The organism is Perspicuibacillus lycopersici (assembly GCF_025660475.1).
Lineage (GTDB): Bacteria > Bacillota > Bacilli > Bacillales > Caldibacillaceae > Perspicuibacillus > Perspicuibacillus lycopersici.
Map to the genome: position 1 here is coordinate 221451 of NZ_JAOUSF010000005.1, position 24848 is coordinate 246298.

Sequence of the window (24848 nt, forward strand, 5' to 3'; positions counted from 1 at the left end):
TCACTCCTTTAATCTTATCTTTAAATTAGAAGTACGAAATTAATAATAAATAAATAGACTCTGAAGCAATCTAGGCGTTCTAAATTACCTTTAAGTATCGAACATTGAAAATAACATTGCTTCAGAGCTTATTATTTTTAAGAATAAGAGATTGTTATCTGGGCGTAAACCCACTGAATAATTCTTCATCTGTTGGTTGATAATTGGGAATTCCCCTAATAACCCATGTATTATTTAAATAGTGTTTAAGAGAAATATTTTCAGAAGCTATGTTTCCTCCCCAAGTACCACAACCTAAAGAACTAGTAAATGGCATACCTGATGTCCAACTTCCGGTATTTGTTAAAGCTTGAGGCTGATTGACAACAACTCTCGTTGTATATGTTTCTAGTGAAACTTTTTCAATGTTTTCTGGTGTATTGGAATAAATACCGCACGAGTGTCCTGCACCAGAGTATGCTTGGTTTTTGTTCACGATTTCAATCGCTTCGTCGATATTTTTCGCTTTATAGACTGCGGTTACCACACACATTTTTTCCCCACTAAAAGGGTATTGTTCGCCTGAACCAGATTCTTCTACTAAAATAATGGAAGTATTTTCTGGAATCTTTATTCCAGCTAAGTCTGCTATATAGGAAGCTGGTTTAGCTACTATATCACGATTAATAACGTGATTATTTGGCCAATCTGGCCAAATTGTTTTCTTTAATTTTTCTTTGTCTTCAACACTTATCATGTATGCTCCAACTTCTTCAAAAGCTTTTAACATAACATCATATACATCCTCGTGAATAATAACTGCATTATCACAAGAACATCCTGCCGCTAAATCAAACGTTTTACTTGCCTTAATTTTTATAGCTGTATCATTAATATCTGCAGTCTTATCAATAATAATATTTGCATTCCCCGCTCCTACACCATAAGCAGGTGTTCCCGAACTATATGCAGCTTTAACCATTGGGTGCCCTCCGGTTGCGATTACAAGATCAGATTGTTTCATTAATTCGTTTGTCTTTGCAATAGAAGGATTAGCTATACACTGGATAAGATCCTCAGGTGCGTCATATTTTTTCAAAATATCTCTGATGATTTCAACTGTTCTAAAAGTTGTTTTTTTACCTCGTGGATGTGGAGAAAAAATAATAGCGTCTCTGGCTTTTACTGAATTAATGGATTGAACTATTGGATGCATTTCTGGTTGAGTGCTTGGAACAAGTGATCCAATAACCCCTACAGGTTTAGCAATCTTTACAATTCCTTTTTCTGGAATTTCCTCCACAATACCTACAGATTTTACGTTTTTCACGTCATACCATATTTGTCTTCCTTTTGAACGAATTTTTGCTAGTTTTGAAGGGAGATCTCCTAATTGAGTCTCTTCCATGGCCATTTCTGCTAATTCTGTTACTAAAGCCTCGTTGGTTGAAATTTCATAAGCAATAGCTGCCGCCAACTCATCGACCTTTTCTTGTCTAAAACCTTCTGCAATTTTCTGTGCACGCCTTGCTTTTTTTATGATTTCTTCAATATATACAGCTTCATTTATGGATGTAGTTGTCAATATAAAAACCTCCAATTTAAATAATTTATAACTAAACAAAATAAAATGGATTACTAAAGAAGTCTACAAAGCAATAATTATTTTTCTAATCCTTTTAATTTTCGGTAAACGTTTTCTCGAAGTATTATATTAATACTTATATAAATAAAACCAACTCAATGTTTAAAATTATATTTCTTCATAGAAAAATAGTTTTTTTCTAAACGTTATTATTTGGTTAATAAGAAAATGTTTAAGTTAAGAATTTGTATTACCCTTTAAGTTATCCTCTTATTAGTTTCAACAGAATTATTATCTACAAAAAGTACATTAGTTTTTCTCAAAACCAAAAATAAATTAGTTAAATTATTTAGTTTTCCCTACTTTTTCGAAAATATTTGGACGAACCCCTAAACAGGAAACGTTTACAATTTATTTAGAGCTCTTAATTTATACTATAATTCCATCCACTTATCAAGAAAACGTTTTCTTGATACCTAATTTATCACCAAAAAATCTAAATTGCAATACAAAATCGAAAATTCAATGAAATTTATTTAACCTATGTAGTAATCTAATGGGAATTGCTAAATATTTTTCTTATTAAAATAGCTTTTTCATTGCATTTTTATCACAGAATTTGATATTCTCAAGTAAACGTTTACTCAAAGAATATGCCCCCTTTATCCATATAACATTAAGTTATAAATTCCTAAAAATAAATGAAATCAATACAAAAATGGAGAAAAAACAATGAAAAAGAATGTCACAATTAAAGATGTGGCTCTAGCAGCCAATGTTTCAATTGCTACTGTTTCTCGAGTGATTAATCAAAATTCTTCTGTAAATCCAGAAATAAAACAAAGAGTACTCGATGCAATTAGTATGCTAAATTATTACCCAAATAGCGCAGCAAGGAGTCTCAAAACCCATAATACTAGAACTATCGCATATTTAGTTTCTAATATTTCCGATTATTTCTTTACCACGGTTGGAAAAGGTATCGAAGATGTTATCAAGAAATACGACTATAATTTAATGTTATGTAATAATGCTAATTCTGAGGAAGTTGAACTAGCTTATATAAAACTATTACAAGAAAAAAAGGTTGATGGAATAATCTTAAATACTACAGGTAAAAATAACGAATTAATTGCTGAAATAAGCAAGGATTTACCGATTGTGCTAAGTAATAGACAAGTTAACCATCCTGATTTTAGAGGAGATTTCATTGATTTTGATAATATTAGCGGAATTTATGAACTAACTTCCCATTTAATTTCATTAGGGCATAGAAAAATCGGGATTATTAATGGTGCTATATATTTAAGTACGTTTAGGGAACGTTTTGAAGGGTTTGCAAAGGCGATGAAAACAATTGGTGTAATTGTTGATAACGATTATATTTATAATTATAATGGCGATGGTTTTTCCACATTTATAGATGGATATGACGGCGCTAATTATCTTATGAATCTGGAAGAAAAGCCTACTGCCATTGTTATGACAAACAGTGAGTTAGCTTTTGGAGCACTGAAATATTTTAAATCAAATAACATAAGAATCCCAGAGGATGTTTCCATTGTTTCTTTTGGTGACATAGTAAATAGAGACATATTATATGTTCAGCCAACTATTACATATACTAATTTAATGGGCATAGGAAATAAAATAGGTGAATTAATGATTGAAAGAATTGAGAAGAACAACCAAATAATTAATAGAGAAATTCGATTTACCACTCAAATTGATTATGGGAACAGTACGAGAAAAATATGATATTTTTACCGTTTCCATTAAATAATAAAAACTGGACACATTGCTTTCAGCTAATAATTCGAATATAACAACGCAGTAGTTCCTTCCTTGTACTGCCCTATATCGAGAACATACCATACACACAAAAAATAACAGCTTGCTTATGGAAACTCAGGCTGTTATTTATTTCTGTCTTTTTTATAGAAGGTTTATTATCTTGTGAATGGGTCCTTGTCAAATATTTAATAATTCAACTAAATTTTGTTTAGTTAAACCATATGCTATGTGTAGAATTTTTCTATTCCTTCTATTGTCCCCTTTTCTTTTTATTTTTTTAGCTTAAACAGAAATCCAAACCCTTTTATTTTGTTCATCTTTATATAACAAATAAATTCGTGTAATAATTCTAGATACATAGATGTTTGGCTTTGTGGTTTAATAATATTTCCCTTTTTATCATGAAATATTTTGATTTAACTTTATCCATCTAAGCTAAATGGAAGATTCATATTATTAAAGCTTATAAAAAAAGCTATTCTAAATTAGTTAATACATCCCTAATACCGTCTTATATAAATTTCATCCGGTTATTAAGTTCTCTGGCAGCTAGTATTATGCTGTATTCTGTCTGAAAATTTTCTTAAACCTTTTATATCTATCTATTAAAACTACTTGATCAAAACATGTATATATTATCCTCACAAACAAATATTTATATATTACCACTCGCTTTCAAAAAGGAATCAGGTGAACCTTCTTCATTTTCTTCAATTATTCCTACCTATCCCTTCTCCTATTTCTCGAACCATTATCCGTAATATTTCTGTCACCAATTCTTATTATATTGTTATTTTATATTCAATTAAAATTAGTAATACTTGTTAACTCTATCCCGCCGTTCATTGCATTTTTAAACCTAATAAAGGTGAAATACTTAAAAATTATCAGGACAACATTGCGGAGCTTAACTAAAAGAACGTCAAATATACAAGCTTAATCCGTCCATCAAAATCCATTATCCTCCCTCTAAAACCACTAAACTCCACCCAGCCTCCCCACTAAAATCCCCAGAACAATTACAAATCAAATTTAATACACTAAACAGAAAATGATTTTTTTTTACGCTTAGAGGTGAACACATTGGGTGTAATTAATGGCCAGGATTATATTAACCGTATCGATCAGCTAAATAATGAAATTTGGTTGGATGGGAAAAGAATGGAAGGGAAAATTTCTGAACACCCTGCTTTTAAAGGAATTATGAAGACAAAGGCATCTCTCTATGATATGCAGCATGATCCTGCTTTAAAAAACATGATGACGTTTCAAGCAACAGAAACAGGAGAACCAATCGGTCTATCATACTTACAGCCGAAAACAAAGGAGGATTTATTCAAAAGAAGAAGGATGACCGAGCTGTGGGCACGGCAAACTTTTGGCATGATGGGTAGAAGTCCGGATTACTTAAATACGGTTATAATGAGCTTTGCTGCAGCGGCACCGTTATTACGTGGGAGAGATAAATGTTTTCCGGAAAATATCGAATCACTGTACAAACTGGCAAAAGCGAATGATTTATCATTTGCCCATACATTTGTCACGCCACAGGTAAATCGGTCTCAAGGGTACTTTGAATCCTCTGATGATCCTATTTCAGCGAAGGTTGTTGATCGGAATCCAGATGGGATTGTTATTAAAGGAGCACGTCTTCTTGCTACGCAAGGCGGAATGACGGATGAGGTTTTGGTCTATAGTACTCCGAAATTTTTGTTTGATGAAAATGAGGCATATGCTTTTTCCATCCCTTCCAATACAAAGGGCTTGAAATTTATTTGCAGGGAATCTTTCTCGTTAGGAGACTCTACCTTTAATTATCCATTGAGTGCGCGATTTGAAGAAATGGATACGATCGTCGTTTTTGATCATGTATTAGTTCCATGGAATCGAGTATTTTTTTATGACAATCCGGAGGCTGCTGCCGACTTTTTCGCACAATGTGGCTTTAATCCATTTGCACTGCATCAAGTAGTAACAAGACAAATTGTTAAAACAGAGTTCATTCTTGGTTTAGCGGAGCTGCTTGTATCATCGATAAATGTTAGTGAGTATCAGCATATTCAAGAGAAAATGTCAGAAATTATTGTTGGCCTGGAAACGATGAAGGCACTGTTAGAAAAAGCAGAAAATGATTCGGACCTCGACCAGTGGGGAGTTCTACGTCCAAGTATTTACCCACTTCATGCAGCGATTAATATGTTTCCGAAAATTTATCCACGTTTTACCGAAATCATTCAAAAAATTGGGGCTAGCGGTATGATCTCCTTACCAACGGAACATGATTTTGATTCACCGATACGCAAAGATTTGGAACAGTATCTACAAAGTGCCAATCAAAATGCAATTAATCGCGTCAAAATCTTCCGTTTGGCATGGGATTTAACGATGAGTCCGTTTGGTACGAGACAAATGCAATATGAACGGTACTTTTTTGGCGATCCGATCCGACTAGCAGGAAGTTTATACCATTCCTATCCAAAAGATGACTATGTGAATCAGGTTAATCACTTTCTTGAAATCAGAAAGGATAAATAATAGACAAAGTACAAAGACATACAAAAAGGAATTAGCGGAAGTAACCATCGGCGGATTTTCCTTTTGCCACTGATGGTTACACACTTCTTTCCTCTATAATTTTATTAAATATGCATCAAGCAGTAATAGAAAGATTATTTGTTTGAAAAAAGGAAATTTATAGTTTATGTAGAATTTTAAAATTGAAAACTTTAATTTCATGAGGACATTTTATGACTAACGAAAAACAAAATATCATCATCCAATCAATCGAATACATGAAATCCCACTTAAACGAGGATATTACCTCCGAACAATTAGCCTACTACATCGGCTACAGCCCCTACCATTTTAGTAGAGTGTTTAAAGAAGTAACCGGGGTCTCCCCTCGGCATTATTTATCTGCATTACGGATTGAATCTGGAAAGCAAGTACTAGTCAACTCGTCCGATTCCATCGTAAAAGCGATGCTAAAGGCTGGGTTTCGTAGTAGTGGCACCTTTAGCTCCAAGTTCAAGCAATTCGTCGGAGTGTCACCAAAGCAATTTCAACAAACGATGGAATCATTGCATCAATTTGTTAACGACTTTGACTCGCATACAATACTAGATCCATTAGAAGCATTTGCCCCATCAATTACGTGTAAAGTTATTGCTCCGCCTACCTTTAAAGGAACGATATTCGTCGGTTTATTCCCGAGACCGATCCCAGATCAAGTTCCGATTGTCGGCACCGCTTTGCCTCATCATCAGACAAGCTGTACCTTTTCCAATGTTCCAACGGGGAAATATTATTTGCTTGCTGCTGCAATTTCTCGGAGCTTGAATCCGAAGCACTATTTTGACCTGTCCAATGCATTAAGAGGAATGGCAGATGATCCAATTCATACAGAGCACAATTCTGCTACCTTTACAGAAGTTACCTTGCGAGAACCACTTCCCTTTGATCCGCCTATTTTAATTAATTTACCAAAACTTCTCTTTGATACGAAAAATCGCAAACTAGAAGAAAAATAAGTTGTGAATTCATGATATTTTAATAAAAAATAAGTCATATGGAGGTATGTGATGCTCAATCAAGTTTGTGTATTAACCGTGAAAGTGAATGATTGAACAAAGCGGTACAGTTTTATACGAATGTATTGGATTTTACTGTATCAAAGCAATATGGGGAAAACATTATGAGTCTTACGCACAATGGTTTACCATTTATTTTGGAAAAAGCGGAGGAAGCAAATTTATCTACGTCCTCAAACAGTGTCGTGCTCGCGATTCAGTCAACAAATATTCAAGATGATTTCGAAAAGCTACGTAATCAAGGAGTTAAGATGATTTTCGATGAACCGAAAAAATGCCCACCGGGATATTATTTTGTCATAGAGGATTATTCTGGAAACCAGCTGGAGGTCATACAATTTATGTCAGAGGAGGAAACTGTGTAATGGAAACTACCGATATTTTTGCAGAAATCGAAGCGCTGGAGCAAGAAATTATAGATAAGAAAAATAAATTAATCGAATTGCGGAAGTCTGTACCGCGTTTGGAAGTAAAAAATTATTTATTCAAGGATTCACTGAATCAAAACGTATCATTGCTTGATTTATTTGGTGGTAAGGATGAATTAATGGTAATCCAAAATATGGGCAAATCCTGTGCGTATTGCACAATGTGGGCGGATGGCTTCAATGGAGTTTACCATCATATTATTGACAAAGCTGCCTTTGTATTAGCTTCCCCTGATTCACCAGAAGTTCAGGATGCTTTTGCTGCAGAGCGCAGATGGCAATTCCCGATGGTTTCCACCATGGGAACTAGCTTCAAAGAAGACTTAGGCTTTGTAAAGGATGGTTATCCATATCCAGGTGTTTCGACTTTTCACAAGGATGCTGATGGAAAAATCTTTCATGTTGCCGATGCACCATTCGGCCCTGGAGATGACTTTTGTGTCGTATGGCCGTTATTCGACCTGCTAGCTTCTGGCCAAAAAGGCTATCATCCGCAACGGAAGATTAACAAAACTTCTAATTTTGATTTGACCAATAATGTCGCTATTCAAGTAACGAACCAACCGGAAGCTGTTGCCTTTTATACAAACATTATCGGAATGAAGGAAGTATTTTCCAATGATTCGGAAACAAAGCTTACGTTTGGCGGACAAAATTTCTACATTGAAGAGAATGAAGGAAATAACGTTTTCTTTGAATTTGCTGTAAAAGATTTTCCTTATGCGAAGGAGCAGCTAGTAGCAAATGGTTGTACTGTAACAAATGTGTTTAGCGAAAAAAGTATTATGATGGCGGATCCTTTTGGCTTACATTTTCATGTATTTGAGCAAATAAAATAAGGATTCCCGATGGGCTTTTCCATCAAGGAGGGATACTGTTGATTTTTGAAATGACTACGCAACTTAAGGTTGCTAGCATTACGGATGGGCAAGCGTGGTACGAAATACTACTAAATAAGAAGCCTGATTTTATCCCACACGCTGGATTTGCAGAGTGGCAACTCCTTCCTGGTTGCTGGCTACAGGTTGCAGAAGGAACTCCAGCTGTGGGCAATGGACCATTACGTTTCGGAATAGCTAACATTGAAGCCGAAAGAGAACGACTGATAGAGCAGCTTAAGATTGAACGGTTTGAAATACACTCGCGGCCAGAGGTTTCTGTAAAATGGGGAACCTTCTCAGACCCTTGGGGAAATCAGCTCGGATTTTTTGAATACTTCGATAAGCGTGAGGAACAGGAACGTATAAAAGCGATTATCGGATTGTTAAAAGTTTAATAGAATATCAAAGGAAAGGGAGCTTCTTTTATTTTGAAGTTCCCTTTGTCCTGATGTATTAAATAATGTCCTTCAATAAAGTTCTGCACTGCTGCTCTAGTATACGATTGATTTGATTTTGTTCTAGATAAGATATTCGAATTAACTTAATTTTGTTTTCTCTACAAAACGTATTTTTTATCTGATCATTTTCCTGTCGTTTTAAAAATGCCTCTTTTCCACCGAAAAAGTCTCTTGCATTAAAATGTTGCTCACCATCAAATTCTATTAGGCAAAATAAATGGTTTTGACTATCAAATACTGCGAAATCAAATGGAAGTGGTTTATTATTGCGACATTCATTTATTCGATATTGTCTTATATGCTTTATTTTCTTTTGCAACAGCCACTCCGCAATCATTTTTTCCCCTACAGAGGATGGAGAACAAGCAAGACACCCATAACCATTTTTTGCACTTTTCCAGGACTTTTCTCCGATATACCCACATTCTAAACATTTGTATTTTAATGGAGAATTAGTATTTTTATAGCTAGCATCAAGTAGGTCTAGGTTTAATTTCAAGAACTCTGCTTTTCTTTGTTCAAAGGTCGGCGATTCCATCCCAGAACACTTGGCACAGCCCTTTCCATTTCTAAAATTATTCAAATTCATGAACACGGGATGTTTTTTATCACATAACAAATGTAATTTTTCCTGATTGGAGACATATTCCTTTGATACTAATGTCCATCCCCTAGCTTCTATAATGCTTTTTACTACATCGTATGGTAAGCGTTGCTTATTACTATTTTCGATTGTTGAGCAGCCCTTACAGCCTTTTCCCGCCTGTAGATTAGAAACGGTTTTTGTTCCTTCATAACCACATATTAAACAGCTATATTTCATTGGAGTTCGTGCATTTACATAAACCGTTTCCTTTAACTTTAAATCATACTCGTGAAAAAGTTCATTCACTTCGTCAAATGTTAACGGAAGGTTACCGGCACATTTAGGACAGCCTTTTTTCGACTTCACTACGGAAAGACTTTTAGTTCCTTTGTAGCTGCATGTTAAACATTGATAATCCATTTCTTCATGAAAGGAATGATATTCATCTGATAAAAGCTCTAATCCTAATGAGAAAAATTCCTGTTTAGCTTGATCCAATGAATACTTTGTTTTATTTTTCACTCTTTCCTTATGGCCACAAAGTAAACAAGCATATTTACTATTTTTTACAGATGCATAGGTTCGCTCGCCAATTTCCCCACAAATCATACATTTAAACGTGAGTAATTGCTCGCGATTATGATATTGCTTCGATAATAATTCGGCATACTTTGTTTCAAAAATGTTGCTTAATTTCGTTATGGAAATTTTTCTAGCCTTTCCAGACTCGATTCTTGCACAATTTTTGCAGCCTTGTTTTCTATGAACTAAATGGCTAAGCGACTTTTTTCCCTCATATCCACATTTCAGGCATCTATAATTCATTGGTTCTTTCGTATTCTTGTATTCTGTCGCTAATAACGCTAAATGTAATTTTTCAAATTCTTTGCTAGCGGAATCTAATGTCCACACTTTACTACTCACCCATTTTATGAAAATTTTTCTGTATAAATTTTATCATAATTATTTTATTTAAAGGGGTATTTATCGTACAAGTTTTCCGGATGAATAAACTGCCCATGCATACGTAAAATTAAGAATATTTAATTGTTTCCGCTTTCATAGTTTTGTGATAAGCTTTTTAAGAAAAAGCTTATCTCAATTTTTTTGTAATATGGAAAAATAAATAGATTCCAAACACTATTCTATTTTTCTCGATAACTATCACATTACGATACCTTTGAAAGAGAGTGATCAAGAGATGAAAAACTACAAGCTTTCCAATTGGTTGTTTTATTTAGGGGATGACTCCCTTGCTTGGCAAAAGGATTATGATGATGCGTCCTGGCAGGCGGTTACTGTTCCGCATGATTGGAGTATTTCACAGCCATTTAGTAAAACTAATTCTAGTGGAACCGGTTATTTACCAGGAGGAATCGGCTGGTATCGCTGTCATATTCCATTGATACAATTTCCGATTACCGATGACCCTGTCGTTCAATTGACATTTGATGGGGTTTATAAAAATGCACAGGTGTGGGTCAATGGATATAACCAAGGAATTCGTCCATCCGGCTACTCCTCCTTTACCATTGACTTAACGGAAATTCTCCAATACGCACCAGACCGTGATCTTGTGATTGCTGTCAGGGTCGATCATACCGATATTGCGGATTCCCGTTGGTATAATGGGTCTGGTATTACGAGAAATGTTTGGCTAGAAATTCATGATCCTATTTTTATTAAAAAATATGGAACCGTATTTTCTACTGTAGAGCACAATGGGGATACTTCCGACATTTGTATTCAACATATGATCACCAATACTTTTCCAACAGCAAACGATGTGACCATCGTAAATGAATTAGCTTCTATGAATGGAAAGCAAACCTTCCATTTTGAGAGAAAGATGATCCTCCATCCTCACGAAAAAGCAACCTTCTCCTTTCATGAAAGTGTTAAAAATCCGAAATTATGGTCTACGAATGAACCAAATGTATATATGCTTACTACTACATTATTTTATGAAGTCAATGGACATACATTTCAAACCACCTATACGAATCATGTAGGCATAAGAACGGTACACTTTGATGTAAATACCGGATTCTTCCTAAACAACGAACAGATGAAGTTAAAGGGAGTATGTCTTCACGAGGATGCTGGCTGTTTTGGTACGGCTGTTCCGGTGACTGTTTGGTTAAGAAGACTTCTGAAGCTAAAGGAAATGGGATGTAATGCAATTAGAATGGCTCATAATCCACATGCGCCAGAACTTTATACTTTATGTGATGTATTAGGTTTTCTCGTTATAGATGAGGCTTTCGATGAATGGGAAAATCCGAAAAATAAATGGTGGCAAGGACATAATGTCTATCCTCCAAAGCTAGAGGGATATGCGCATCATTTTCCGAATTGGTATGCAACGGATTTAAAAAATATGATTGAAAGAAATAGAAATCATCCATCGATTATTGCTTGGAGTATCGGTAATGAGACCGATTATCCGAATGATCCGTATGCAAATCCTTTGTTTGCGGAGATGACAGGTAATAATGATGCGAATAAGCCAGCGGAAGAAAGAATCTATAATGCCAATCGTCCGAACACTCGTAGACTAACATCCATTGCGAATCAATTAATAAACATTGTCAAAAGTATCGATGTCTCTAGACCGGTAACGTTAGCTGCTGCCTTTCCTGAGTTATCCAGTCAAACAGGTTTGCTGACGAATCTTGATTTAATCGGCTACAACTACAAAGAGCATCTATATGAGGAACATCATCAACGGTTTCCGAACCAACCAATTATCGGAAGTGAAAATGGGCATGGCTATTCCCAATGGAAAATGGTTCGAGATACCGAATATATTTCTGGTCAATTCCTCTGGACTGGTATTGATTATTTAGGAGAAGCTCGTGGTTGGCCAATACACGGTTCGTCAGCAGGATTATTAGATTTAGCTGGAAATGAGAAAACACGGTATTTTCTGCGGAAAAGCTGGTGGACGGAGGAGCCGATGGTTTACTTAGTCACTCGTCCGCTCGAAACGTCAACCAATCATCCGCTACATTGGAAGGAATTATCAAGAAAATGGGATTATTGTATTGGGGAAAAAGTAGAAGTCATCTGTTTTTCCAATTGTGATCGAGTAGAAATAGAACAAAATGGAGAGAAAACATCCGTATCGTTTGATGAAACATTTGGATATTTTGTAGCAACTATCCAAGCCACTGATTCTCCAATTAAGGCTTTTGGATATAAAGATGCGGTAGTAGTGACAGATGAACTATCCACTGTTTTATACCCTGCACAAGTAAAATTTACGATATGGGATATTCCGGAGGAGTTACTCGCTATTTTAACTACTTTTTTTCCGAATACCGATCAAGATGTAGTCCAAATAACTTTGTCTCTTTTGGATCGAAATGGTAAATTATGTGACATTAGTCAAAACGTCTCCATATCAATTCAGAACGGAAAGCTGCTCGGGTTGGAGAACGGAAGATTAGACGATGTAACGGATTATTCCGAGGCTTTTCGATCAACCAATCATGGAAATTTAATGATTTACTTGCAAAAGAGCAAAGATTTAAAGACCCAGATACAAGTGGAAACCAACGGAGTCAAGAGTACGTTATTAACGTTATAGTAGGTTAAAAGTGAATTGATTGAATTGGGACAGAAGGTTTTTCCTCCTGTCCTTTTTTCCAAAAGTAGATCCCAAGTTTTATAAATTTTCTTCTATGAAGTCCTTTAATACATGTACAGCAAACACACAATCAGTTAAACTTGTCCATTCTTTTGGATTATGACTGATTCCTTCTTTGCTCCTTGCAAAAATCATGGCAACTGGTACTTTTTCACCGAGAATCATTGCATCATGGCCAGCACCGCTTGGAATATACGTAGGTTCCACTTGATGTTTTTCTAAAATATTTTTCAATTTTTCTTGTAATTCGCGACGGATTGGGACTGGTGGAACTTTTAAATGCTCGGTAATGGTTACTTGGATGCCGCGTGCTTCCGCAACATCGTTTGCTGCTTCATGTACTAGTTTGATAAGCTTATCCCGACTATCCGCAGCAATATCCCGGATGTCGACAAATAGCTCCACTTTGCCAGGGATGACGTTCACCCCATTTGGTTTGACAAACAGCTTGCCTACAGTTGCTACGGCTGTTTCACTTATCTTTTCAGGAAGTGGTTCTACTTTACAAATAAACTCACTTGCAGCAATTAGCGCATCTGCTCGGTCATTCATTGGCGTATTTCCAGCATGACCAGCCACTCCAGTAAAATGTACTTCCATCACATAAGGACCAGCAATTCCAGTGACAATTCCAACTGGCATATTTGCCTTCTCCAGCTGCTTCCCTTGTTCAATATGAACCTCAACAAACATTGCTACCTCTTCCATATTTCTTTTCGCAGCTATAAATTTTTCCTTACTACTACCGTACTCCTCAAGTGCTTGTGCAAATGTTATCCCGTCAGCATCGACTCTTTCAAATTGAGTATGATAATCGAGCGCTCCCGTTACCGCACGACTTCCCATCAAACCACTATAAAATCGCGATCCTTCTTCATCTGTAAAGATGACAACCTCAACACTTCGCTTCGGCCGAAAGCCGGTTTCCTTCCAAGCCTCCATCACTTCAAGCGCTGCTAATACGCCTAATGGTCCATCCAAATGGCCACCATTCGGCACGCTATCGACATGGGAGCCCATCCAAATAGCCGGCAATGCATTATCTTCCCCTTCTAATCTAGCAAAAACATTCCCCGCCCCATCTTCTGTTACGTTGAGTCCCGCTTCCTTCATCCAGCTTTTCACTAAATCTTTAGCTGCCTTCTCTTCTTTCGATAACCCTAATCGTCTCGACCCCCCATCGGCTGTTTTTCCAATTTCTGAAAGCATATAAAGACGTTCTGCTAATCTTTTTCCACTAATGCCAAATTTATCGAGTGTAGTGTCGTAATCTGTTAATAACTTATTTAGTAATGTCATATAATTCCGCTCCTTATGTAAATTACATTGTCATTAGATGAATACTTATTACCCATTCTTTATAATTTTACAAAATTATAGTAAATTTTGGTATCTTTAATTATTCAAGCGCTCATTCATTATGATAATTTGCTTGAAAAATATTACCGTACCTCTGAAGCGATTTCTATAATAATTGGAATCGTATAAACATAGAATTTGCTATTTATAGAAAAAAGAACTTCCAATTTATACGGAGGTTCTATTTCAAAGCATTAGCATTTTGCACTAACATTCGTATTCCATTTTTACAAATTCAAATGTACTACCATTTGTAGGTTGCATAAATATATTCGTCTTTTTAAATCCAACTTTTTGATAAACTTTTATCGCTCTTTCATTAAAATTCGCGACTGACAATGTTAATTTTTCTGGTTTCAATTTGCTTTTTGCAAATTCTAGCCCTGATTTTAAAAAATTTAACCCCTCCCCTTTACCAGTTAAGTCTGGTCTCATTCCTAAACCAATCTCATAAGTAACTTCATTTACTTTGTGAAAGCTATAAAAACCGATTAATTCCTTATTAATCATAACCGAATACACGGAATTCCCTCGTGATTTTCTGTCAATAAATTCTTCTAAGTCTTCTCTGTCCGCTTCCATATCATAAAAAGAATATTCTCCATCATAGTGCCATTTAAATGCAATTTCCTCTGCCTGTTCTTGTGTCATAATTTCAAAAGTATAGATCATAAATATTCCCCTTTGAATTCTCCGTTATTACTTCCCTCTATATAAATAACTCTACTACTAAACTAAATAATATTAATCCATTTTTCCACTTAGAAATTATACATTCAAAAATTTGCTATTACTTAATGGTTTGTTTCTCTCTAATTTTTCGTGTTGTTATCACTGCTTATTCTAGTTTATTTAAAATTTGTTTTAGAATCTTTTGTTTGATCTTTAAAAGCGATACTTCTATTTACCATCCCATTCGCTCACATAAAGACGTTATATGTGCGAGATGATGATTCCCATGCCAAGCATAGCGTCCGATATTACTGCCTAATGATATTTCCCCTGATTCTGGATGGATAAATGTCTTTTCTAAATCAGCTGGAGTCAAAGTACGTAATAAGTGTACCCAACGTTCGTGCAATGCTTCAAGCAATGTTAAAGAAACGTCTATTGGCATTTTAGAATCTGAAAGCTCTGCCCATTTCGCTTGTTCATAAGGACGAATGATTGGATTTTCTTCCGTCAGTGCCAACTTAAAGCGAAATAAGGAATTCATATGACTATCTGCTAAATGATGGACGACTTGACGAACCGTCCAGCCACCTTCACGATACGGTGTGTCCAGTTGTTCAGCTTTTAGCTTTTGAACTGCTTTCCGTACGAAAGCTGGTAATGCTTCTATTTCATCGATCCATTCATTTACAATGATTGGTGTAATTTCCCCTTCAAAATCAAACTTTCCGATCGGGTATTTCAAGTCCATCGTAATTCCTCCTTTTTTTAAGCAACGCTTCTCTAAATATCTTATTCTACATTAATACCGAAAAAACTTTGTCTATGTATTTTACTCCAATACATCCACGCTATCCTTTATCCACGAACGAATCTTTTCTGCATAAAATGGCAGCCAATCTGGCCGCCATATCGAGATTTTCCAAGTTTAATAAGGTACCATTAGGAAAGAGGAGTGCCAACTCTTCCCTTTCCAAATTAATTAATTTCTAGAAGATACCCCCCTTTCCCTTGGTGGCCAAATAAAATAGCTAATCGAAATCAGTAAATCGATACCAATAACGAATGACCACATTTTAGCTACTGCACTTAATGCTTCTGTTTTTGACGTATTATCAATCCAAAAGATTAACCCGATTAATAATCCGACACCGATTATATAAGCAATTAAATGCCTAATCCACCCTTTAAAATAATGCTTGGAAAATTCGAATCCGTAACGTTTTCTCGGTTTTTCCCCTTGCTTCGTTACATAATACTGAAAACGTTGATCTGCCCATTCAATCATACTTTTACCGAATGCAACGGATACTCCTATATATACTGCAGCAACAGCATGTGCTACCGTTGCTTCTTCCCCGCGGTATAAATCAATGCCAGCAGTAATTAATAATATGACATCAATGAGTGGAGTTAATGCCAAAAAAATTAAACCGAGCTGTTTTTTCTTCAAAATATAGCGAACAACTAACCCCAAAATAATGACAATCCAAAAGGCGATTTCACAAAGTACAATCATCCAACCAACAATATTCAATTAAACATCCCCTTTATAAAACAACTGTATTAATTAAATATACCATCACTCATTTTATAATACAATTGTATTATAAAAAACTTTCCATTGTGTTAAAATAAAACTATGCCAAAAATAGTTGATCACAATATAAGAAAAAGACAAATTGCAGAAGCTTCATGGAGAGTTATTCTAGAACAGGGAATGGAAGGAGCTACCGTTAGGAATATTGCTAAAGAGGCAGGTCTCTCACTAGGTGCATTGCGTCATTATTTTTCTACACAGGATGCGTTACTGGAATTTGCTATGAATCTTGTGATTGAAAGAGTAACCGAACGAATTACGAAAATTGCCCTGAAGGAATTACCTCCAAAGGAAAAAGTTTTACAAATTTTACTAGAGATTGTTCCAACTGACGCTGAAAAGATGGCAGAAATGGAAGTATGGTTTTCCTTTGTAAGCTATGCAAGACATAAAAAAGATAGTTTTGATGCACAACATGATGGGATTTATACTGGTATTAGAAAACTAATGTACTATTTAGACGAAGAAAAGCTATTGCGGAAAAATCTTACTATCGAACTTGAAATTGAACGACTATACTCTTTAGTTGATGGTACCGCAATGCATGCATTATTAGACCCAAACAGAATAGAAAAGAAGCAAATTCACGCATTATTTGTTTATCATTTACAATCAATCTGTATAGAGGATTTTTAAAAGACTTATGAACATGTAAGTCTTTTTCTTTTTTCAATAGGAAAAAGCTAGAATGGAAAGTCCTAGCTCGAAATGAATGAAAAAAATTCCATTTATTTTTCCTACTTAACCATTAAACCGTGATAGAGATGCTCGGTTACATTGTGCTTCGTTCTATGTAATTAGAATATATACTTATCTCTCTATCAAATCCGTATCCGGAGGAATATATCCAAGCTGTCTGCCGATTTTTACGATTTGTCCTTTATGGTGGAATTCATGTGTGATCGTGTGTGTAAATAGCCATAATGCGGTAAACTCCATCTTTTGTCCATCCGCAAAGGTTACGTGCACAGTGTCATCCCATTTCCCCTGAAATTTTTGAAGAAATTCAGCAACAATCACATCTATCTGCCGAAAAAATTCTCGCATTTCCTGAACAGTTGTAATTGATTCTGGTGATATTTGCGGAAGCGACATCCTTTGCGCACGAATCGCCAACCATACCCGATAGCAATCTGCAACATGAACATGTAAATTACGAATAGAATCTCCTGCAAAACTTTCCAGTTCTTTCACATAATCAGTTGGAGACAAAGTTTCGCAATATCGAAATAATAATTCCCTCGTCCGGCGAATCCAATCATATTGGCTAACGAATAGATCCATCCTCTCACTCCTTATAGATTACAGAATTTATCTTACAATCTATTATCCTACTTTTATTTCCGCTTCGTTTATGGACTTGGCAATTGCTTCACATTTCTTTATCGCCCATGCATAATGTTTGGAAGTGTTTGCCGCAAAATAACTGTATAGATTGCTTGTTTTTGTCCACTTGTAATATTTTTTTGTCATAATTTCTTCGTCTGTATGTAATTGAATGATACTCATTACTCTCGCATGACTTAACGTCAGCTTTTTTAGTGCTTGTGTTAACGTTATATCTTGATAGCTTTCCCAAATTTTCTTGTTTAGCAGCTTAATCGTACTCCATTTGTAGCCAGCTGCCGGCATAATCGGAGTATCCCCATCCATCCCTTCACGATACCATCGCTCGAGCATTGCATGCCATTCATAAAGATGCATCATTACATCGCGAAAGTTTTTATCCCTATCCTCCGTTTCAATAGAAATCGTCCGTTTTCTACTTGGAACAGATTCAATTATATTAAGCAACAATTGAAAATTTTGTTCACTATCGTATAATAACCGTTCTTTCTCACTATTTGCTGAAATCATCACCATTCCCCTCCTTTAATTGTATATTAACACAGAATATACGTTCTTGTGGTAAATTTCAGAAAAATAATCAACAAGTACTATTACGGTTTATTGTCAATAGCCAATTCTAGATACTCATCGGTTTCCGTAAATCCAAACTTCTTATATACTGGTCTTCCCATTTCCGAAGCACCTAGCCATACTTTTGTAATACCTAATTGCTTCACTTCCGCCACTAATCTCGTTAATAGATTGGTTGCAATTCCTTGCCCTCGATAGTTTTCCATCGTATACATATTGGTAATATAAGCCCTTATTCCGCTCCTGTTCGTGTAGCTAGGCGGAAAATCATATAGGACAACTGCTCCACAAGCTATAATTTCCTCCTCATCCTCTACAAGCCATTGGATTAACGTACCATCGCTTAATTTCTTATGGAAAAAAGCCTTCAGTTCCTTATCAATATCGATACAAGGTTCGATTCCTTCATCTACTAGTTGTTTCTTCCTTAACTCCACTAATTGATCGATATCCTCCATCGTTGCTTTCCGATAATTCACCGTTATCACTCCTTAAAATCGATAGTTTCTAAATGAATGCAGGCTACTCTATTCATTCTACATGAATACCATTTTCGAAAAATAAATACATGACAAGCAAGGATGGATATACCTTCCCATGCTTTTGTTCCTTTACCTTCTACTAACAGGAAGATACACTTTCAAAATAAACCAATTGTCTTGCAACTCTGCATCCATTTTTCCATTCATTTTTTCTATTAATTTTTTCGATAAATATAGCCCTAATCCACTAGCTTCCGTATTAGTTCTACTGCTGACTTCTGTATAGAATCGGGTAAAAACCTTTTCAATAGCCACTTTACTATCACGCTTCATATCATTTTTAACAAGTAAAACGAGAAAATTATGTTCTATCCTATAATGAATGAAAACTTTACTGTTCGCATAGCGTAAAATATTTTGTACAATATTTTGAATTACCCGAGTCAGCATCAATTGATCCGCGATAATTTTTCTATCCGTTTGCAGATCAGGAAATTGGACAACAATTTTCTCTTCTTCTAATTGTTCATAAAAGGAAAGGAAAATTTCTTCCACTATAGTGGCGATTGAAAGGGACGATAATACAATTTCTTTTTGATTGGTTTCAATCCGGGCAATATCATAAAATTGCTCGGTCATTTCTATTAACCGTTGCACAGATTGTTCCATAATCGCTAAATAATGCTCTCGCTTCGCATCATCGCTAGTTCCATGTAATAATTGCACATAACCGTTAATGGATGTAAGTGGTGTACGTAAGTCGTGTGATAGCCCTGCGATGGAGAGCTTTACATTTTCCTCCATTTGTTTTGCTTTTCGGTTTTTTTCCTCAAACGAATCGATCATCACATTCAGCTCATCCACTAATTCGAGTAATGCTTTCTCTCGAAAATCAAGCGACAGCCTGCTGCCAAAACCAGCACGTTCGGGAACTGTTCGGATAGCCAGCTTCAATTTTCGTAGCTCCCGTTTTAAGAAAAAAAGATAAAGAAGAAGCGCTACTGCTAGGAAGACAAAGATCCATCCCCACATCACAATCCCGCTCCTTTCCTTAATCCAATTTGAAGCCAATGCCCCATACGGTTTTAATATAATGATTCGTATTTCCATTGAGTTTATTTCGTAAATTACTAATATGCATGTTCACGGTTTTATCACTATCAAAATACGGTTCATTCCAAACACTTTCATAAATATTGGCACGACTATATACTTTTTGTGGATTTTCTAAAAATAAGCGAAGAATATCATATTCTCGGCGAGTAAGATGGACTGGTTGGTCCCCTATTTTTACTTCAAGTGTTTCTAAATTCACATTAATGTTCTTATATTGAATTTCTTTTTGCTCTCTAATCGATTCTTTACTTGCATGACGTAGTTGAATGTGAATTCTTGCGAGTAGTTCGTTTACATCAAAAGGCTTTGTAATATAATCATCTGCCCCATTTGTTAAAAGCTCCAATTTTGATGTTTGATCGTTTTTAGCGGATAGGACAATAACAGGGGTTGAGGAGCTTTGGCGAAATTCTTGCAGAAAAACTTCCCCATTCATTCCCGGGAGCATTAAATCTAATAAAACTAAATCCACCTGATTTTGCTCGAGAAGTAATTTCGCTTCCGTTCCAGAGTATGCACTGATGGTTTGAAATTCGTTTACATTCAATGCGTCCTTGATTAAGGAATGAATTGCTATATCGTCTTCGATTATTACTATTACGGACATCTTGATTCAACCTACTTTATATCTGCTCGTTTAAACAGAAGGATTCCTATTGTTGATGATACCACGATTGTGATGAGACTTACTACTAGCATTTCCGGATATTTCGCAATATCTGTTGGACTAGCGAAATCCGAATAAAACAAAAATGATTCGGTAAACCAATAGGTGACTTGCTTAAAGTGCTCCGTTTGCTGAAAAATCCCGGCTCCAAAGCCTGTGGCAATTGTATAAAGAAAGCTCCAAATCAGCGAAATACTACTGTTTTTTGATAAAAAGCTAATCATGACATAAATCGAGGCATTGGAAAGCAATAAGAAATAAAGCGTAATAAATGTTTTTACTGCAAACCAATAATAATGGGGAATATTAGCAACTTCTCCAAAGCCAAATACAACCGAAAAGCTTAACATTCCCATTACCGTCATAACCATTACACCAACAAATGTTAAAAGTGAGGCGATGACTAACTTGGATAAATAATAATGGGTACGGCTACGACCTAACGAGAGAGCATTTCGAATTGTTCCATTATGAAATTCTTCGCCAACGGAAAAACCAATAAATGCACATATGACAAGTAATATCGTCAAGCCATTTTTCTCCATCATCAAAATACCGGTTGCTCCATTAATAACCGTATCAGTTGCCTGGACGAGTTCTGTTCCATAATGCACCGTCATTTTGCTATTAGCTACTTGGATAATCGGTAATAATGCGAAAATAAGGAAGGCAATCCATAGTTTTCTACTTCGTAATAATTTGATGCGCTCCGCTGTTAAAAGATTAAACATTCGTTGTTCCCCCTGTTAATTGTAAAAAATAATCCTCGAGCTTTTGTCTAGTCGTGCCGACCCGCGTAACATTCACGTTTGCAAGTACTAGTGCGCGATTGATTCTTGCTACATCATCTAATCGTTCATAAATATGAATCCCCGTAGAATGAACAACCTCATAATCCGATATTCCTAATTCATCGAGCACAATAACTGCTTTTTGGACGGCAGTAGTCTCAAGCTCGATATATTGGCGAGTTTCATTTGCTAACTCTTCCTTTGACAGTTCTTTCACGAGCTTTCCTTTATGCAAAATACCGTAATGTGTTGCAATTTGCGAAAGCTCATCAAGTAAATGACTGGAAAGTAACACGGTAATTCCACGTTCATGCACTAATCGTTGAATAATCTCGCGCATTTCTACTATCCCAGACGGATCTAATCCATTTGTTGGTTCATCCAAAATTAAAAACTCTGGATTCGTTATAAGAGTGGATGCAATGGCTAACCGTTGACGCATCCCTAAGGAGAAGTTCTTTACTTTTTTCTTGCCAGTACCTTCAATTCCCATTAAGCGAAGTAGGTGGTCAATTTCTCGCTCACTGACCCCACCGTTTGCAGCTTGGACGCGGAGATTGTCTCTTGCCGTTAATTCAGGATAGAGTGCTGGCGTCTCAATGGATTGACCCATTCTTCTTCTTGCAAGCTGTAATCCCTTTTTGCCACTTTCTCCAAACAACTCGATATCCCCTTCATCGATAGAGAGTAACCCCATAATTGTTCGCATAAAAGTAGATTTACCCGCGCCATTTTCTCCAATTAAACCGTAGATCATCCCTCGTTTCATTTCGATTGTTACTTTATCAAGCGCTTTTTGTTTTCCATAAATTTTTGAAACATTCGTTGCTTTCAAGATTGTATCTGACATTAATCAATCACCCTCTCATTGCTGATATATGTAATCATAAGTGACAGATATAAATAATTTCACTAGAAAAGTATAAAAAAAGTATAAAGAATGAATGCGGATTTCCATCAGAGGTTATTTTGTAAGTTACTTGGTAGATTACGTTATATTTTTCCGCATAAAAAAACATTAATCCTTTTTGGATTAATGCCCCAAATGCTTCTAGTGAGCGTTTCCTATATAGATACTTGTAACCAATACACCATATGTAGTTTCAGGAGATTTGTATCCATTAAATTTTTTTCTCTCCATATGCTTTCATAAAATAATAAAGGGCAACCCATAGACTATGGACCATCAAATAAATAACGTAGGAGTAAAAAAGCTTATATCCGAGCCTATAATGATAAACACCAAATACTAATCCTAGTTTCTCTATCCAAAAGCTAATAATAGCCCATATTAATATATACACGAGCGAAAATTTTGGACTTACTTTTAAACAATCGTAAATATAAAAGAAAACATAGCTATAAGATCCGTACATGACATGGGATAAGAAATCCGTTAGCTCGAATTTCGAGTTATCATTCAAGTCATAAAAACTAACAGGAAGTATACTTAACGTATGATCAAATACAAAACCAATAAAGACGCCACAAAGCAAATAAATAGTAGTTATTTGCTTCGGAAATCTTTTTGGGAGTATTAAAACTACTACCGTCCCAACGACAAGTGAGAGGATCACAAACCACTCGTTCGCATTAAAATGATGGTCATACACTCTCAAGATTGCTTAATTCCTCCTCCGTCTAAACGTCTATACAGTCTCGAAATCATGGATAACAGGAAAATAAACGCTGGATACATAAATATCGAATAAACCATACTCCAGTGACGAAAGAAGATAAGTTCAAACTTTTGCATTAACCAATCTCCTACTAACAATACGAATACTAGTAATGCTACTATCATCCATTTTCTACGAATATTTAATGGTGAATTGAAAATACTCGCAGCCATAATAACAGGAAAAGGAATGATAATAAACCGACAAAGATGTAATGCCAGTGATTGTTCCACCTTTCGGGTAACTGGAACCCAATGCAAATTAACATCAAGGATCGTAAATAAAGTGACCGTCATAATACCAACAATGAAGTATAAAAAGATCATTTCGGCGATGGTTAACCATTTCGGCATATAAACGAATAAAATCATAATTAACCAGGCAAAAGATGCAAATATTACTATGGACATTCCTATCATCCTTTAATTAAATTCCATTTAGTGTATAAATTACCCTAAACTGCTATAAATATTTCATCTTTATAAAAAATAGTGGTAGCGAATACAAAAAGGTGTTCATCCATATTGGAAAAACACCTTTTTCATGCGCTATTCACATTGTTATTGCATCCTCGATTGCTTTCATCATGTTAAATGCGCCTTCTGATTTATTAGAACAAATAACACTTATTGTAGCGGTTTTTGGATAATATGCCGAATGAAAACTAACTCCAGGGTCATATCCCATTAAGTGAAATTTATTCACTTCTTGATCTATTTCTTCTATCCACACTCCATATCCATAAAAGCCATTGTTCCCATTTGTTGAAACATATGGTGTTAATAATTTATTCGTAAATTCCTCTGTTAATAGTTGATGGTGGACCAAGGAATCCCAAAAATTTGCCATATCATTTACCGTAACAAATGCCCCGCCATCGGAACCACCTTTAACTGGTAAAGAGTAAATATTTGTCTTCCATTCTCCATTCGGAAGATCTAGATAGCCAAATGCTGTGTTTTTCGGAAGTGCATCTAATACAAAATAACCTGAGTCTTTCATTCCTGCTTTCTTAAAAATATGTTCTTCAACATAGTTAGTAAAAGGCATATGACGATACTTCTCGACGATTAATCCGAGAATAATATATCCAGCATTATTATAATGAAATTTCTCACCTAACGAAAATTTCATTGGTAAATCCTGAAAAAGTGGTAAAAAATTTTCTAATGAGCGAATATGGTACATCGGCGTGTTTACCCATAATTCTTCAAAATCGTCCATTTCGTCCTCATCAAAATAATCTGGGATTCCAGAGGTATGGGTTAAAAGATGATGAATGGTAATATCTTCATCGAATTTAGGGAAAGACACGTCCAGACATTCCTTTAGCTTTGTTTCAAAAGAAAGCTTCCCTTCCTCCACTAGCTGGCAAATGGCAATAGCGGTAAATAGTTTACAGCCAGAAGCTATTCCATAACGCGTCCATATGTAATTCTCTATTTGCTCAGAACGATTGGCATACCCATAGCATGCCTCCACGATCGTTTCATTTTTTTGTTTTACGAGGACGCTTCCAGAAAATTTATTTTCCAATTGAATTTCATTTAAACGATTCAGAATAGTAGATTCCATCGTATTCCCCCAAACTTAGTAAAAGTAATGTTTC

At 35.6% G+C, this 24848-nt stretch carries 24 protein-coding genes; 8 read left to right on the forward strand and 16 right to left on the reverse strand.

Translation table 11 applies throughout. The features are described from left to right. Positions 1-154: 154 nt before the first annotated feature. Positions 155-1564 (reverse strand): aldehyde dehydrogenase family protein, encoded by a 1410-nt coding sequence (locus tag OEV98_RS15185; protein ID WP_263074209.1) that lies wholly within the window; start codon positions 1562-1564, stop codon positions 155-157. A 732-nt stretch (positions 1565-2296) separates the two neighbouring features. Here OEV98_RS15185 and OEV98_RS15190 point away from each other — a divergent pair. From OEV98_RS15190 to OEV98_RS15215, 6 genes are all read left to right on the forward strand, one after another. Continuing rightward, positions 2297-3322 carry a LacI family DNA-binding transcriptional regulator gene (locus OEV98_RS15190; RefSeq protein ID WP_263074210.1) on the forward strand — a complete coding sequence of 342 codons (1026 nt, stop codon included), beginning with the start codon at positions 2297-2299 and terminating at the stop codon, positions 3320-3322. Between the two features lie 1119 nt (positions 3323-4441). After that, positions 4442-5893, forward strand: a complete 1452-nt coding sequence (hpaB, locus tag OEV98_RS15195) for a 4-hydroxyphenylacetate 3-monooxygenase, oxygenase component (RefSeq protein ID WP_263074211.1) — start codon at positions 4442-4444, stop codon at positions 5891-5893. Positions 5894-6105: 212 nt separating this feature from the next. After that, the gene (locus tag OEV98_RS15200) at positions 6106-6888 is read left to right on the forward strand and encodes a helix-turn-helix transcriptional regulator (protein WP_263074212.1); all 783 of its coding nucleotides are present in this window, start codon (positions 6106-6108) and stop codon (positions 6886-6888) included. Positions 6889-6980: 92 nt separating this feature from the next. Continuing rightward, the gene (locus OEV98_RS15205; RefSeq protein WP_263074213.1) at positions 6981-7313 is read left to right on the forward strand and encodes a VOC family protein; all 333 of its coding nucleotides are present in this window, start codon (positions 6981-6983) and stop codon (positions 7311-7313) included. Continuing rightward, positions 7313-8215 (forward strand): DUF899 family protein, encoded by a 903-nt coding sequence (locus OEV98_RS15210; RefSeq protein ID WP_263074214.1) that lies wholly within the window; start codon positions 7313-7315, stop codon positions 8213-8215. Before OEV98_RS15205 ends, OEV98_RS15210 begins: the two co-directional genes overlap by 1 nt. 38 nt (positions 8216-8253) lie before the next feature. Further along, entirely contained in the window at positions 8254-8652 is a 399-nt protein-coding gene (locus OEV98_RS15215; protein ID WP_263074215.1) for a VOC family protein, read from the forward strand. Between the two features lie 58 nt (positions 8653-8710). On the opposite strand, the gene OEV98_RS15220 is transcribed toward OEV98_RS15215, so the two are convergent. After that, entirely contained in the window at positions 8711-10213 is a 1503-nt protein-coding gene (locus tag OEV98_RS15220) for a hypothetical protein (RefSeq protein ID WP_263074216.1), read from the reverse strand. Positions 10214-10502: 289 nt separating this feature from the next. Between OEV98_RS15220 and OEV98_RS15225 the strand changes: the two genes are divergently transcribed. After that, entirely contained in the window at positions 10503-12893 is a 2391-nt protein-coding gene (locus OEV98_RS15225) for a glycoside hydrolase family 2 protein (RefSeq protein ID WP_263074217.1), read from the forward strand. A 78-nt stretch (positions 12894-12971) separates the two neighbouring features. Here OEV98_RS15225 and OEV98_RS15230 read toward each other — a convergent pair whose 3' ends face one another. The 4 genes from OEV98_RS15230 to OEV98_RS15245 form a co-directional block, all read right to left on the reverse strand. Further along, positions 12972-14252: a Zn-dependent hydrolase gene (locus tag OEV98_RS15230; protein ID WP_263074218.1), complete on the reverse strand. Its 1281-nt coding sequence runs from the start codon at positions 14250-14252 to the stop codon at positions 12972-12974. Positions 14253-14519: 267 nt separating this feature from the next. Then, the gene (locus OEV98_RS15235) at positions 14520-14984 is read right to left on the reverse strand and encodes a GNAT family N-acetyltransferase (RefSeq protein WP_263074219.1); all 465 of its coding nucleotides are present in this window, start codon (positions 14982-14984) and stop codon (positions 14520-14522) included. Between the two features lie 232 nt (positions 14985-15216). Then, positions 15217-15735, reverse strand: a complete 519-nt coding sequence (locus OEV98_RS15240) for a YfiT family bacillithiol transferase (protein WP_263074220.1) — start codon at positions 15733-15735, stop codon at positions 15217-15219. Positions 15736-15966: 231 nt separating this feature from the next. Then, on the reverse strand, positions 15967-16521 hold the full coding sequence (locus tag OEV98_RS15245) for a hypothetical protein (protein WP_263074221.1): 555 nt from the start codon (positions 16519-16521) through the stop codon (positions 15967-15969). Between the two features lie 105 nt (positions 16522-16626). Between OEV98_RS15245 and OEV98_RS15250 the strand changes: the two genes are divergently transcribed. Next, positions 16627-17220: a TetR/AcrR family transcriptional regulator gene (locus tag OEV98_RS15250; protein WP_263074222.1), complete on the forward strand. Its 594-nt coding sequence runs from the start codon at positions 16627-16629 to the stop codon at positions 17218-17220. Between the two features lie 174 nt (positions 17221-17394). Here OEV98_RS15250 and OEV98_RS15255 read toward each other — a convergent pair whose 3' ends face one another. From OEV98_RS15255 to OEV98_RS15300, 10 genes are all read right to left on the reverse strand, one after another. Further along, on the reverse strand, positions 17395-17868 hold the full coding sequence (locus tag OEV98_RS15255) for a DinB family protein (protein WP_263074223.1): 474 nt from the start codon (positions 17866-17868) through the stop codon (positions 17395-17397). Positions 17869-17910: 42 nt separating this feature from the next. Beyond that, a complete protein-coding gene (locus OEV98_RS15260) occupies positions 17911-18438 on the reverse strand; it encodes a ClbS/DfsB family four-helix bundle protein (RefSeq protein ID WP_263074306.1) in 528 nt (175 codons plus the stop codon). A gap of 86 nt (positions 18439-18524) precedes the next feature. After that, on the reverse strand, positions 18525-18983 hold the full coding sequence (locus tag OEV98_RS15265; RefSeq protein ID WP_263074224.1) for a GNAT family N-acetyltransferase: 459 nt from the start codon (positions 18981-18983) through the stop codon (positions 18525-18527). Between the two features lie 132 nt (positions 18984-19115). Beyond that, positions 19116-20018 (reverse strand): sensor histidine kinase, encoded by a 903-nt coding sequence (locus OEV98_RS15270; RefSeq protein ID WP_263074225.1) that lies wholly within the window; start codon positions 20016-20018, stop codon positions 19116-19118. Between the two features lie 19 nt (positions 20019-20037). Beyond that, positions 20038-20709, reverse strand: coding sequence for a response regulator transcription factor (locus OEV98_RS15275; protein ID WP_263074226.1), 672 nt, complete (start codon positions 20707-20709; stop codon positions 20038-20040). A gap of 11 nt (positions 20710-20720) precedes the next feature. After that, a complete protein-coding gene (locus tag OEV98_RS15280; RefSeq protein ID WP_263074227.1) occupies positions 20721-21500 on the reverse strand; it encodes an ABC transporter permease in 780 nt (259 codons plus the stop codon). Beyond that, positions 21493-22410: an ATP-binding cassette domain-containing protein gene (locus tag OEV98_RS15285; protein WP_263074228.1), complete on the reverse strand. Its 918-nt coding sequence runs from the start codon at positions 22408-22410 to the stop codon at positions 21493-21495. Before OEV98_RS15285 ends, OEV98_RS15280 begins: the two co-directional genes overlap by 8 nt. 271 nt (positions 22411-22681) lie before the next feature. Next, positions 22682-23173, reverse strand: coding sequence for a hypothetical protein (locus OEV98_RS15290; protein WP_263074307.1), 492 nt, complete (start codon positions 23171-23173; stop codon positions 22682-22684). A 2-nt stretch (positions 23174-23175) separates the two neighbouring features. Then, positions 23176-23649 carry a hypothetical protein gene (locus OEV98_RS15295; protein WP_263074229.1) on the reverse strand — a complete coding sequence of 158 codons (474 nt, stop codon included), beginning with the start codon at positions 23647-23649 and terminating at the stop codon, positions 23176-23178. 142 nt (positions 23650-23791) lie between these two features. After that, positions 23792-24814 carry a serine hydrolase domain-containing protein gene (locus OEV98_RS15300; protein ID WP_263074230.1) on the reverse strand — a complete coding sequence of 341 codons (1023 nt, stop codon included), beginning with the start codon at positions 24812-24814 and terminating at the stop codon, positions 23792-23794. Positions 24815-24848: the final 34 nt, after the last annotated feature.

What these genes read in the sequence shown, in the direction of transcription:
- OEV98_RS15190 (WP_263074210.1), top strand. Translation starts at nt 2,297, where the DNA reads ATGAAAAAGAATGTCACAATTAAAGATGTGGCTCTAGCAGCCAATGTT.
- OEV98_RS15200 (WP_263074212.1), top strand. Translation starts at nt 6,106, where the DNA reads ATGACTAACGAAAAACAAAATATCATCATCCAATCAATCGAATACATG.
- OEV98_RS15210 (WP_263074214.1), top strand. Translation starts at nt 7,313, where the DNA reads ATGGAAACTACCGATATTTTTGCAGAAATCGAAGCGCTGGAGCAAGAA.
- OEV98_RS15225 (WP_263074217.1), top strand. Translation starts at nt 10,503, where the DNA reads ATGAAAAACTACAAGCTTTCCAATTGGTTGTTTTATTTAGGGGATGAC.
- OEV98_RS15230 (WP_263074218.1), bottom strand. Translation starts at nt 14,252, where the DNA reads ATGACATTACTAAATAAGTTATTAACAGATTACGACACTACACTCGAT.
- OEV98_RS15235 (WP_263074219.1), bottom strand. Translation starts at nt 14,984, where the DNA reads ATGATCTATACTTTTGAAATTATGACACAAGAACAGGCAGAGGAAATT.
- OEV98_RS15240 (WP_263074220.1), bottom strand. Translation starts at nt 15,735, where the DNA reads ATGGACTTGAAATACCCGATCGGAAAGTTTGATTTTGAAGGGGAAATT.
- OEV98_RS15250 (WP_263074222.1), top strand. Translation starts at nt 16,627, where the DNA reads ATGCCAAAAATAGTTGATCACAATATAAGAAAAAGACAAATTGCAGAA.
- OEV98_RS15255 (WP_263074223.1), bottom strand. Translation starts at nt 17,868, where the DNA reads ATGGATCTATTCGTTAGCCAATATGATTGGATTCGCCGGACGAGGGAA.
- OEV98_RS15270 (WP_263074225.1), bottom strand. Translation starts at nt 20,018, where the DNA reads ATGTGGGGATGGATCTTTGTCTTCCTAGCAGTAGCGCTTCTTCTTTAT.
- OEV98_RS15275 (WP_263074226.1), bottom strand. Translation starts at nt 20,709, where the DNA reads ATGTCCGTAATAGTAATAATCGAAGACGATATAGCAATTCATTCCTTA.
- OEV98_RS15280 (WP_263074227.1), bottom strand. Translation starts at nt 21,500, where the DNA reads ATGTTTAATCTTTTAACAGCGGAGCGCATCAAATTATTACGAAGTAGA.
- OEV98_RS15285 (WP_263074228.1), bottom strand. Translation starts at nt 22,410, where the DNA reads ATGTCAGATACAATCTTGAAAGCAACGAATGTTTCAAAAATTTATGGA.
- OEV98_RS15295 (WP_263074229.1), bottom strand. Translation starts at nt 23,649, where the DNA reads ATGTCCATAGTAATATTTGCATCTTTTGCCTGGTTAATTATGATTTTA.
- OEV98_RS15300 (WP_263074230.1), bottom strand. Translation starts at nt 24,814, where the DNA reads ATGGAATCTACTATTCTGAATCGTTTAAATGAAATTCAATTGGAAAAT.